This is a genomic window from Aquidulcibacter paucihalophilus (genome assembly GCF_002105465.1).
GTDB lineage: Bacteria > Pseudomonadota > Alphaproteobacteria > Caulobacterales > Aquidulcibacteraceae > Aquidulcibacter > Aquidulcibacter paucihalophilus.
The window spans coordinates 59,569-70,716 of record NZ_NCSQ01000173.1 but is presented as its reverse complement, the minus strand read 5'-3'; the positions used below and the strand labels follow the sequence as shown (position 1 = coordinate 70,716).

Here is an 11,148-nt window from a genome sequence, read left to right as displayed (position 1 = left end):
GGGGAGAAGGACGTCATGCTAAAGAAAGTCCTCGTAGGCGGTCTAATTGCCGTCGTGGGTTTGGGCGCATTGGCCTATGTGAAGCGGGTAGATATTGTTCTGGCGCTGGCGGCTTCCCAAAAGCGTAGCGATATTCCTGAGAACAAGCCGATTGCCTGGATGCAGGGTCCAGCGGCCCCCGAAGCGACACCTGACGACCGCCCGCCCAATATCATTTTCATTCTAGCTGATGATCTGGGCTATAATGATATTTCGACCTTTGGCGGCGGTTTGGCCAATGGCAAGATCAAGACCCCTCATATTGATGCCTTGGCCGCTTCTGGGGTCGCCTTCCGCCAAGCCTATTCAGGCACAGCGAGTTGTGCGCCATCGCGCGCCATGATCATGACAGGGCGCTATCCAACCCGAACAGGTTTTGAATTCACCCCAACACCAGATGGCATGGGCCGAGTGGTGAAAATGGTGTCGGACTCGATGCGTGGCCAAAGCGGCATGCCACCGGTCATTTATCATGCCGACCGGGTCGCCGAGATGCCGAAGTTCGACAAGCAAGGCTTGCCGGGTTCGGAAGTCACCATCGCGGAAGTCTTGAAGACGCGCGGCTATCACACTGTCCATATCGGAAAGTGGCACACAGGCCTTGGCCCCGAATTTGGGGCCAATGCGCAAGGGTTTGACGAAAGCTTGTTGATGGCCAGTGGCCTGCATCTGCCCGAAGATGACCCAAATGTCGTCAATGCCAAGCTTGATTTTGACCCAATCGACAAATTCCTCTGGGCGCGGATGGAATATGCAGCCTCCTATAATGATGGGGAATGGTTTAAGCCGCGCGGCTATTTGGCCGATTATTGGACCGATGAAACGATCAAAGTTATTAAGGCGAATAAAAACCGTCCTTTCTTCATCAATCTCTCGCATTGGACCGTCCATACACCGTTACAAGCCAAGAAAGCTGATTACGATGCCGTGGGCCCGATGAGCTCAGAGCGGGAGCGCGTCTATGCGGCCATGATTGTGGCTCTGGACCGCAGCGTTGGCCGGATTGTTCAGGCGCTGAAAGAAGAGGGCATGGCCGAAAACACCTTGATCGTATTCTCCAGCGACAATGGTGGGCCGGGCTATATTGGCTTGCCCGAGATCAACAAACCATTCCGTGGCTGGAAGCTCTCGCTGTTTGAAGGTGGCATCCGCGTACCGATGTTCATGTCTTGGCCCGGCAAGATTCCAGCCGGCAGACAAGTGCAAGCCCCAATTGCCCATATTGATCTTATGCCCACTTTAGCCGCCGCCGCCGGAGCAGCCCTGCCCATAGGCGTGGCGATTGATGGGGTGAATATTCTGCCCCATGCGACGGGTAAAGCCGGTGATACCCGCCCGCATGAGACAATCTTCTGGCAAAGCGATGGCTATCGGGTTGTGCGCCATTTCGATTGGAAGCTGCAACTCGTCGATAAACCAAGCGCGGTCTATCTTTATGATCTTGCGACGGATCCAACCGAAAAAACCAATCTGGCTGCCGCTCGGCCTGATATGGTGGCCAAGCTGCGGAAATTGTTGGACGATCATAGGGCCAGTGGTCGCAAGCCGCTTTATCCCGCGACGCTCGAAGGCCCAATCGCCATCGACCGCGCTTTAGGCACCAAGGCGACCAAAGACGATGTTATCGCCTATTGGCCGAATTGACCTCGTTTTCAGATTGGCTTTGAACTTGGCCCCGGTTCTTTTGGGCCGTCGTGACTAAGAATTGCATGGCCTCGCGATTGGCAAGGCCTGCAGCCACCGCAATTGCCGCCAAAAGCTTTGGATCCATATTGGCGGCTGGTCCTTCTTGTCCGCCAATAACTGCGCCGGTTGTCATCATGCCCAGCCATGTCAAAAGACCAACCGCCGCGCCTAAAAAGGCGCCGAGCAACAAGGAATCTTGCACGCCCATAAAATTCACCTTGTCGTTCTCGGGGCTATATTGGACCCACGCTGAACGGTAAGCCCCACCGACAGCACCTGTTGAAAGGGATAAGAGGATGGTGAGGGATAAGGCAGGCGCGGTGAGGAGTGTGCGTAAAACAAAGTCGACGCCTGCCTCAATCGGCTGATAAAGCGCCATGGCTAGGTTCGGCTTTGGCGCGGCTGGCTCCGAAGGGCTGTTCCGATCAACCGATGGCATAAAGCTGACGAGCAGTCGCGTTGCCTCTAAGGCCGCAGGCTGGCTTAGGATTTTATGTTTTGAAAGTTCCTCTGTGACTTGTTTGAGTTGGTCATCCAGAACTTTCTTGAAGTCAGATAATTCTGTGAGGCGTGCTTTGGCACCCTCGTGCCGACTGACATAGGTCATGACATTTGAATAGCTACATTCTTTTGCTTGAACCGGTCCGAGGTTGGCAGCGGCAATGGTGGCGCATTTATCGGGAAACTTCCGCGTGGAAACACGCCCATCCTGCCCCGATGCGACATCCAGATCCGGAAACGACAAAATTTCAATGCGATCGAGGCCACTATCACCGTCCGTCTTCGTGCCCGATGCCCGCGGCAATCCTTTGCAATTGGCACTAATCGTTGGATTTTGGCTGATGTCGCCATAGACCTTATTCAGGAAGCGTTGACTGAGGACACTTAGGCGCTCTTCCGGGGGCTGTTTGTCATTCTCCAGCACATATTTGTTGTATTGGCTGTAGTAGCATTGGAACAGGATGCGACGAAACTGGACCCTAGAAGCATATTCAACCCGACCAAGATTCTCTAAATCCTGCACCGCTTCCGCGTAGCTTTGGGTCAGTCGGGCGCGTTCTGTGTTCAAGGTTGCAAGTTGCTTTTCGATCAGTTGGAGGTCTGCCGCAGCGGCATACATGGCTTGACCAGATTGCTGGGCACTGCCGTCTGATTGACGAAAGCTGCGCGCCATATCGGCGCAAACCAGAATGGTGGTTGCCATGATAGTAATCGCCAAAAGAAAGACCGATTGCCCAACCAATTGCCGGTTCGAAACACGTTCTTTGGGGCCCCTATTTTCCGCGACGTCTTCCTGCTCCGTTGGCATCTCATTACCCCCAAAAATCCCAAGATTAATTGTTTTATTCAAAGCTACTATAAATAGAACATCCTGCAAATACCTCATTGGTGGCGAGATGGCGGATGCTGGTCAGACGTCGCTGATCGCACTAAGCTTTTTGATCAAGGAGACATGCGATGCAGGTGCACCCTTATTCAATCCAGATAAAAGAACAAAAGCTTGCCCAAGTCCGCCAACGGGTTGCAGCCTTCCAATGGCCGGATGTGCCGGCTGAAGAGGGGGTGGAGGATTGGTCGCGCGGGGCTTCTACCGCGTGGTTGAAAGGGCTGCAGGATTATTGGCTCCATGCCTATGATTGGCGGGCGGTTGAGGCAGAACTCAACCTCGTGCCGCAGTTTCAAGTCACGCTAGACGGGCAAGATATTCATTTCTTGCATGTTGTGGGCGAAGCTTGTGGCAAGCGGCCCCTCTTACTCAGCCACGGCTGGCCGGGGTCGCCGTTTGAGTTTCATAAAGTCATTGGCCCATTGGCGTTCCCATCCCAGCATGGTGGTAAGGCCGATGATGCCTTTGATCTGATTATCCCAAGCCTGCCGGGCTATGGCTTTTCTGGCCCTCCGGCGCACCCCATCGGCCCACGCACGACGGCGGGCCTGTTTCGCAGACTCATGCTTGAGGTTTTGGGCTATCAGTCCTTTATCGCCCAAGGCGGAGATTGGGGATCGGTCATCACCGCGTGGCTGGGGCTGGATCATGCAGACGTCGTTTCAGGCATTCACTTGACGATGCTGGGATTACGCCCGGACCTCTCGACCTTAACCACGCCAGAGCACAGCGCTTGGGCGCAAAAGTCCACCGCAATGATGCAGGCTGGTGGGGCCTATTTCCAGCTTCAAACCACGCGCCCGCAATTACTGGCCATGGCTCTGACAGACTCGCCGTTTGGACAGGCGGCTTGGATCGTCGAGAAATTTCAAAACTGGTCCGACGCGTCGCGCGGCAATCTCGATACGATCTTTGGCAAAAGGGACCTGCTTACCAATGTCATGCATTATGTGCTGACCGACCGCTTTGCGACCTCGGTCTGGTTCTATCGCGGGGTTTTGGAAGAGGGCAGCGGCTATTTCCTAAAACGAGGCCAACGCATTGAGGTGCCAACAGGCTTTGCCAATTTCCCGGGCGATAGCATTTTCCCCAATCCACCCCGTAACTGGGTTGAGTTAGGCTATAATCTCCAGCATTGGACAGATATGCCCTATGGTGGGCATTTTGCCGCTTGGGAGGCACCAGACCTTTTTGTCCGCGATTTAGCTAGCTTTGGGCGGCGTATCGGTTGCTGAAGGTAGGTCCGCCAGCGAACGGCCAATCCGATAAAAACGCTCTGCACGTTGGGCACGCAAGCCCGCAGCGTCGAGGGAATCGAGTTTGTAGAGCTCTTTTTCAATGCCATCGGCCACAGCTTTCATGGCATTGGCGCGTGCCCGATGTGCCCCGCCTAATGGTTCGGGAATAATGCCATCGATCACGCCAAAGCTTAACAGGTCGTGGGCGGTAATCTTCATGGCGGTGGCAGCATCCTTGGCCCGATCGGCAGAGCGGTAAAGGATGGAGGCAGCCCCTTCGGGTGAAATCACCGAATAGACTGAGTTCTCCAGCATCAGCACGCTATTGGCGGCTGCGATGGCGACCGCACCGCCAGAGCCGCCTTCGCCGGTGATCGCGGAGACCATGGGCACGCCAAGGGTCAAGCAGCGCTCGGTCGCGCGTGCAATCGCCTCGGCCTGGCCGCGCGCTTCGGCGTCAAGTCCTGGATATGCGCCAGCCGTATCAACAAAGGTCAGGACACTTAATCCGAATTTCTCGGCCATATCCATCAAGCGTACGGCCTTTCGGTAGCCTTCAGGCCGCGCCATGCCGAAATTATGTTTCAGTCGTTGAGGTGTTGTGCGGCCCTTCTCATGGCCCAGAACGACCACGCGGCGACCCCGGAAACGACCCATGCCGCCTAGAATGGCTGCGTCCTCGCCAAACTTACGGTCGCCCGCCAACTCGACATAGTCCGTGATCAGTTCTTCGACATAGTCCTTAAAGTGCGGCCTGTCAGGGTGGCGCGCAACTTGGGTGCGCCGCCAAGGGTCTAAATTCTGATACAGGTCTGCTAAAGCGCGATTGGCTTTTTGGCGGAGCTTCGAGACTTCGGTGCGCACACTTTTTGCGCCGCTCTTTTCCGCAGTCGCGTTCAGCTCATCGATCTTCTTTTCAAGATCGGCAATGGGTTTCTCGAAGTCGAGAAATGCGGGACGTTCAACCATGACAAACCGATTAAGCCTGTGCGTGCGCTTCGGCAAGCCTGCGCGCCAGTAGGTTCTTGGTTAAAAATGCCGCAATTTGGCCCTGAAGCCTCCCAAACAAGGCCTTGTTGCGCCCTCCCTATCGTGTGAAACGTTCACAGAAGCGTTTGGAGGTAAGCCACATGATCCAAGTTCACGCCCGCCTGTCTGGCCGCAAAGTCAGAATGACGTTCGCAGTCAAACAACTTATTGCAGCCATTTCCTTGTCAGCTTTGGTCGCAAGCTGTGGGACCAATCCGGCTACCTATGCCCAATATGCTGGCTCGGTTGCTCAGTCTGTGTCCACAGACGCAACCGACTATAACTGCCCTGCACCGTCAGAAGACGCCCAGCGCGGCTATCCCAGACGCGCTCGCATGGCCGTGGGCATGGCTTCGCCGACCATGATGGCTAATCCTCCGCCACCACCACCTCCGCCCCCGCCAAGCCCGGTAGCGGTTGCCGATGAAGCTTTGTCTTCGGTTGTCGTGACGGGAACCCGCGTGGCACCCCAAACCCACAACGCGCCAGCCGCGGTTGTGGTTGTGGCAGGCAAAAGCGCTTCTTATGCCCCACCGCGGCAGTCAACGGAAAAATACCCACTCGCAGCGCTCAATAGCGTCAAGCAAACTGCGGAGTCGCCAGTTTCAACGTTTGCGATGGAAGTCGATACGGCCTCTTATGCTAATGCACGCCGTTTTGTGAGCGAGGGCAGTCTGCCACGCGCCGATGCGGTGCGGGTCGAAGAGTTTTTGAATTACTTTGATTATGGCTATCCTAAGCCAAAGGATCGGAAATTGCCCTTCTCCACGACGGTGGCCGTCGCGCCTTCCCCTTGGGCTGAAGACAAGCAAATCGTGCATGTTGGGCTTTCGGGTTATGATATCGCCCGCAGCGAGCGGCCACCTTTGAACCTCACCCTTTTGATGGATGTGTCCGGTTCAATGATGGACGAAGACCGCTTGCCCTTGGCCAAGCGTGCTTTGGCCTTGTTGACGCCAAATCTGACGGCCCGAGACCGCGTCTCGATCGTCGTCTATGCGGGCGCAGCTGGGGTTGTTCTAAAGCCAACGGCTGGGAACAATACCCGCGACATCATTTGTGCGCTCGAAGCCTTGCAGGCAGGCGGCTCTACCGCTGGCGGGGAGGGTATCCGCCTCGCTTATGAAATGGCGGCAAAAAACTATGATCCAAAAGGGGTCAATCGGGTGATCCTGATGACGGATGGTGATTTCAATGTTGGTATCTCTGACCCACGTGCGCTGCAATCCTATGTCACCGACCAACGCAAGAAGGGCATTTATCTCTCTGTCTTTGGCTTTGGTCGAGGTAATTATAATGATACAATGATGCAAAGCTTGGCCCAGAACGGCAATGGCGTGGCGACCTATATCGACACCATCCAAGAAGCCCGCAAAGTGTTTGACACCCAGATCAGCGGCACGCTTTTCCCCATTGCTGACGATGTGAAGGCGCAAGTCGAGTTCAATCCAGCACGCGTCAAAGAATGGCGCTTGATCGGTTATGAGACCCGTGCCCTAAATCGGGAGGACTTCAATAATGATGCAGTGGACGCCGGGGAAATCGGCGCCGGTCACCAAGTGACCGCGCTTTTCGAAATCACCCCAATTGGTGCCCAAGGCAGCTATGATCCTCTGCGCTATGGTGCCGAAAGCCCAACCCCTACCACAGACAAAGCCAAGGAATTGGGGCTCTTGCGCCTGCGCTATAAGGTGCCGGGCGAGGCCACATCGCGCTTGATTGAGCGGCCGATAACCGACGCTGATCGCACTGCCAGCTTTGATCGCGCGCCAGAATCGACCCGCTTTGCGGTGGCTGTGGCGGGCTATGCCCAGCTCCTGCGGCAAGATCCGTGGATTGGTAAAGGCTTTGGCTATGGCGATGTCGTCCGGATCGCGAAAGCAGCGAAAGGCGAAGATCGGTTTGGCTTCCGCGATGAGTTCATCGATCTCGTCTCGCGCGCCGAAGGGCTAGAGCGTTTACCCGGTAAAGGCCAAGACTAGCAGCTCCTTTGGGCGTGGCGGACGCTATAGCCGCCGCGCCCTTTTCTAACCAAACAGCTTTAAGAACTTCACCAATTTCCGGGTGCGGTCTGAGAAGAGTTTCGGCGTGAAATAGGCACTCGCCGCGCGCTTGACGATTTCACTGCGGGTTGGATAGGGCGAGATGAGGCTGGTAATGGCTCCCACACCTTTCTTATTGGCCATGGCGAGGCCCACAAGTTGAATGGCCTCTCCGGCGCCTTCACCGACAATGGTAGCACCGAGAATTTTACCACCCTTGCCAATCACGAGCTTACAAAAGCCTTCGGTGGACCGCTCGGTCTGGGCGCGATCATTATCTTCAAATTCGGCCTGAGTGACGGTCACCTCACTGCCAAATTGGTCGCGCGCTTGGGCTTCTGTCAGGCCGATCTTGGCCACTTCTGGATCGCAATAGGCCACGGCCGGCATATGGGCAACAACAGCCGTAGCAGGGGCCTTAAACACCGCATTACGAATAAAGACGCTGGCGTGAAAGCCTGCTGCATGGGTCAATTGTTCTTGACCCGCCACATCGCCAATAGCCCACACGCGGGGATTGGATCGACTGCGCAGTCGGTCATCGGTGGTTACGCCCTTGCGGCTATAGCTGACATGAGCTTTATCAAGGCCAATATTCTCAACGCGCGCCGCCCGGCCAACAGCAACCAACAGACGCTCTGCCTTCAGGACGAGACCATCTTCCAACGTGACCGAGACTTCGGCGTGATCGCCCGAAACCGCGACTGCCTTTGCGCCTTCTTGGACGGTTACGCCGTCTGCCAACAGGCTGGCGCGCACAATCGCCACCGCTTCAGGCTCTTGTGGACCCATAATGGTCATGGCCTCAACCACGGTCACCTGCGTGCCTAGGCGGGCAAAAGCTTGGCCAAGTTCAACCCCGATCACCCCACCCCCCAAAACGATCAAACTCTTGGGCTGGGTTGGTTGTGCAAAGACGGTCTCATTGGTCAAGAAGGGGGTTTCCGCAAGACCGGGGATTGGCGGGACAAAGGCGGTCGCACCTGTAGCGACCACAAATTTCTGCGCTGTCACAGTAGCCGATGGGCTTTGAACTCTGCCCGGATCAATGAAGGCCGCATGTTCGCGGAAAACGGTGCAACCCAGGCCCTCAAAGCGCTCTTGGCTGTCAATGGGGGCGATGGTCTCAATTACCCCGTCTATATGGCCCCGCAGCCTAGTCCAGTCGACCACGGCCTTGGCATTCCCAAGGCCATAGCGGCTGGCATGTTGCATGGAATGGGCGGTCTTAGCTGCCGCAATCAGGGCCTTGGAAGGCACGCAGCCGGTGTTGAGGCAATCGCCCCCCATTTCGCCTGCTTCATAAAGGACGACTGAAAGCCCAAGTTGGGCTGCACCTGCTGCCACCGACAGGCCCGCAGCGCCGGCCCCAATCACACAAATATCGACGTTGAGTTCTTGCCGGCTCATGCTTTTTTCAGCCTCGATTGGACAAATTTCCACACGCTGGGCAGCAGCGCCAAAGCTGCTAAGCCCAAAAGCGGTCCCATCACTTCGGGATTATAAATGATCTTGAGGTCTGGCGTTTGGCCTTGCGAGATCAAATGCTCAATCCCGTTGCCCAACGAGGCATAGACATAGCAGCCGGGGAGAATGCCAATGGCGGTGGCCAGCACAAAGGTGCGCAGCGGCACCCCTAAAAAGCCTGCGGCCAGATTGATTCCAAAAAACGGTGCGACAGGCAGAAGGCGGAGGGTCAGCAGATAACCAAAAGCATTCTTTTGAAAGCCCTTTTCCAATCGGTCGATAAACCCACCGGCGCGTGCCCGCAGTCCACCGCCTAAGGCAGACTGGGTGGCCATAAACAAAATCGTGCCGCCAATTGTGGCCGAAGTCGAGGCGATGGCAGTCGCGAAAATAGGGCCAAAAAGTGGGCCAAACAGGGGCCCAAACAAAAAGCCACCGGCAATCGTAATCCAAATAGCCCCGGGCAAGGCAATCGTCGTCGCGAAGATGTAAATGCCCATATAACAGGCGATTACCAGAAGGGGTTTGGTTGTCACCAATTGGCGCAGGACTTCGCTTTGCTTGGCCAAAACATCAAATGAAAGATACTTGTGCCAGCCCATGGCTATGGCCAAGATCAGACCCAAGGCAATGACCACCAGCGGGCCGAAACGTTTGATGGCTTGCATGTTTAAGAACCTGACGTCGCATTGATGGACCAATCATAATCATCCCCCACAATGCGGGCATTAGTCATTTGGGCCAAGAGGGGTGGTGCCGCATACCGGCGCAAATGGGTGAGAATTCCAGCCTCATTATTCCCAAAGTCGACTTTGAACCATTGGTAAATTGAGGAGACGCGCAGTTTCTGCGGTCCAACGACGCGCACGCCGCGCGGTGAATTAATAAAGGCACGCGCTGCCGCGTCGAGATCGGCATCAAGGCTTTCCGCCCGCCAACCGCGTCGACCAAGGTTTGGACACCCGATTGAAGCGCAATTGACCGAATAATGGACGCGGGGGTCGCGCCATTGCTTGCGCATGATGCCGTGCTCAATATCGTCGAGCGACACTTGCTTACCCTCCACCCGCACCCGCGGTTCTTTCCATGGACCCATCGCCAAAAGGTTTGGCTTAATGTCGCGAATGGATTTGACGGGGAAGCGCGCCAACACGACTTGAATGGTGATGGCGTTATAGAGATTGGCCCAAGTGGCAAATTGGTTGGCTTTAGGCAGGGCTGAAATCTTGCTGGCCGCAAGTCCCGCCACGACGCTGTCTAGGGCGCGCATATCGCCCGCATTGGCCTTCCAAGCCGCATAATCGACTCGGTTCAGGCCAGTAGAATCAGGGCGAACATAGCGGCCTAACAGCTCATCCCACACAGCCTGCGGGGACCTTCCAGGGGCGGCTTCCAAGTTAGGCGGGGGCAGGGTCATTAGGGCCGCACTTCCAATTACAAGGCTTCTGCGCGAAATCATGGCCACTCCTAACCTATTCTTGCCGCTTGATACGCATTTTTCTGCAGGGCGGTTGCACAATGGCTGCAGGAGGTGGTCCATTGGTCTTCACCTTGGGGCCAAAACCGCGTAGGTCGAACCTATGAAAGCTGCCGTCATCATCTACCCCGGATCGAACTGTGATCGCGATTGCAAAGTCGCACTTGAGCGCTCGGTCGATGCGCATGTCTCCATGGTCTGGCATAAAGAAACGAGCCTGCCAGAGGGTTTGGACCTGATCGTTTTACCCGGTGGCTTTTCCTATGGGGATTATCTGCGCTGTGGCGCGATGGCAGCGCTTTCCCCTGTCACCCGCGCCGTGGTGGACGCAGCCAAGGCTGGTGTACCCGTCCTTGGTATTTGCAATGGCTTCCAAGTCTTGTGTGAGACGGGCCTGTTGCCCGGTGCGCTTTTGCGCAATGCCAGCCTGAAATATGTCTGCAAACCTGTGGCGCTGGAAGTGACCAATGCCGCCACCCCCTTCACCCGCGCTTTTGGCAATCGCTCGGAAGCTGTGATGACCGTGGGCAATGGCGAAGGCAATTATTTTGCCGAAGAGGTGGTGCTTGATGCGCTTGAACAAGAAAACCGCATTGCCTTCCGCTATAAGGAAGAGGTCAATGGTTCGCTGCGGCGCATAGCGGGCATTGTGGACCCAACTGGCCGCATCCTTGGCATGATGCCACACCCAGACCGCGCGTTTGAAGCCGAATTGGGCAGCGCCGACGGGGCATTGGTGTTCCAAAGTCTCTTGGAAGCCGCCTGATCTGTCATTGATCGCGC

At 55.9% G+C, this 11,148-nt stretch carries 9 protein-coding genes; 4 read left to right on the top strand and 5 right to left on the bottom strand.

Annotation, left to right across the window (positions count from 1 at the left end; genetic code table 11):
* Positions 1 to 15 precede the first annotated feature (15 nt).
* The gene (locus tag B7364_RS16375) at positions 16 to 1,683 is read left to right on the top strand and encodes a sulfatase-like hydrolase/transferase (RefSeq protein ID WP_085341121.1); all 1,668 of its coding nucleotides are present in this window, start codon (positions 16 to 18) and stop codon (positions 1,681 to 1,683) included.
* Here B7364_RS16375 and B7364_RS16370 read toward each other — a convergent pair.
* The gene (locus B7364_RS16370; RefSeq protein ID WP_157893763.1) at positions 1,661 to 3,034 is read right to left on the bottom strand and encodes a hypothetical protein; all 1,374 of its coding nucleotides are present in this window, start codon (positions 3,032 to 3,034) and stop codon (positions 1,661 to 1,663) included. The two genes, B7364_RS16375 and B7364_RS16370, sit on opposite strands and share 23 nt — an antisense overlap.
* A 149-nt stretch (positions 3,035 to 3,183) precedes the next feature.
* Between B7364_RS16370 and B7364_RS16365 the strand changes: the two genes are divergently transcribed.
* A complete protein-coding gene (locus B7364_RS16365; protein ID WP_085341119.1) occupies positions 3,184 to 4,347 on the top strand; it encodes an epoxide hydrolase family protein in 1,164 nt (387 codons plus the stop codon).
* On the opposite strand, the gene B7364_RS16360 is transcribed toward B7364_RS16365, so the two are convergent.
* On the bottom strand, positions 4,315 to 5,319 hold the full coding sequence (locus B7364_RS16360) for an acetyl-CoA carboxylase carboxyltransferase subunit alpha (protein ID WP_085341118.1): 1,005 nt from the start codon (positions 5,317 to 5,319) through the stop codon (positions 4,315 to 4,317). The two genes, B7364_RS16365 and B7364_RS16360, sit on opposite strands and share 33 nt — an antisense overlap.
* 161 nt (positions 5,320 to 5,480) lie before the next feature.
* Here B7364_RS16360 and B7364_RS16355 point away from each other — a divergent pair, with 161 nt between their 5' ends.
* Positions 5,481 to 7,361, top strand: coding sequence for a vWA domain-containing protein (locus B7364_RS16355; protein WP_232780937.1), 1,881 nt, complete (start codon positions 5,481 to 5,483; stop codon positions 7,359 to 7,361).
* 45 nt (positions 7,362 to 7,406) lie between these two features.
* Here B7364_RS16355 and B7364_RS16350 read toward each other — a convergent pair whose 3' ends face one another.
* The 3 genes from B7364_RS16350 to B7364_RS16340 are packed head-to-tail and all read right to left on the bottom strand — an operon-like array spanning position 7,407 to position 10,347.
* Entirely contained in the window at positions 7,407 to 8,831 is a 1,425-nt protein-coding gene (locus tag B7364_RS16350) for a dihydrolipoyl dehydrogenase family protein (RefSeq protein WP_085341117.1), read from the bottom strand.
* Positions 8,828 to 9,556: a TVP38/TMEM64 family protein gene (locus B7364_RS16345; protein ID WP_085341116.1), complete on the bottom strand. Its 729-nt coding sequence runs from the start codon at positions 9,554 to 9,556 to the stop codon at positions 8,828 to 8,830. The genes B7364_RS16350 and B7364_RS16345 overlap by 4 nt, the downstream gene beginning before the upstream one ends.
* A gap of 2 nt (positions 9,557 to 9,558) precedes the next feature.
* Positions 9,559 to 10,347, bottom strand: a complete 789-nt coding sequence (locus tag B7364_RS16340) for a DUF547 domain-containing protein (RefSeq protein WP_157893762.1) — start codon at positions 10,345 to 10,347, stop codon at positions 9,559 to 9,561.
* A 121-nt stretch (positions 10,348 to 10,468) separates the two neighbouring features.
* Between B7364_RS16340 and purQ the strand changes: the two genes are divergently transcribed.
* Positions 10,469 to 11,131, top strand: coding sequence for a phosphoribosylformylglycinamidine synthase subunit PurQ (gene purQ / locus B7364_RS16335; RefSeq protein WP_085341114.1), 663 nt, complete (start codon positions 10,469 to 10,471; stop codon positions 11,129 to 11,131).
* Positions 11,132 to 11,148 lie beyond the last annotated feature (17 nt).

Excerpts from the sequence above, each read along its gene's own strand:
- B7364_RS16375 (WP_085341121.1), top strand. The coding sequence starts at position 16 with ATGCTAAAGAAAGTCCTCGTAGGCGGTCTAATTGCCGTCGTGGGTTTG.
- B7364_RS16370 (WP_157893763.1), bottom strand. The coding sequence starts at position 3,034 with ATGCCAACGGAGCAGGAAGACGTCGCGGAAAATAGGGGCCCCAAAGAA.
- B7364_RS16365 (WP_085341119.1), top strand. The coding sequence starts at position 3,184 with ATGCAGGTGCACCCTTATTCAATCCAGATAAAAGAACAAAAGCTTGCC.
- B7364_RS16360 (WP_085341118.1), bottom strand. The coding sequence starts at position 5,319 with ATGGTTGAACGTCCCGCATTTCTCGACTTCGAGAAACCCATTGCCGAT.
- B7364_RS16355 (WP_232780937.1), top strand. The coding sequence starts at position 5,481 with ATGATCCAAGTTCACGCCCGCCTGTCTGGCCGCAAAGTCAGAATGACG.
- B7364_RS16350 (WP_085341117.1), bottom strand. The coding sequence starts at position 8,831 with ATGAGCCGGCAAGAACTCAACGTCGATATTTGTGTGATTGGGGCCGGC.
- B7364_RS16345 (WP_085341116.1), bottom strand. The coding sequence starts at position 9,556 with ATGCAAGCCATCAAACGTTTCGGCCCGCTGGTGGTCATTGCCTTGGGT.
- B7364_RS16340 (WP_157893762.1), bottom strand. The coding sequence starts at position 10,347 with ATGATTTCGCGCAGAAGCCTTGTAATTGGAAGTGCGGCCCTAATGACC.
- purQ (WP_085341114.1), top strand. The coding sequence starts at position 10,469 with ATGAAAGCTGCCGTCATCATCTACCCCGGATCGAACTGTGATCGCGAT.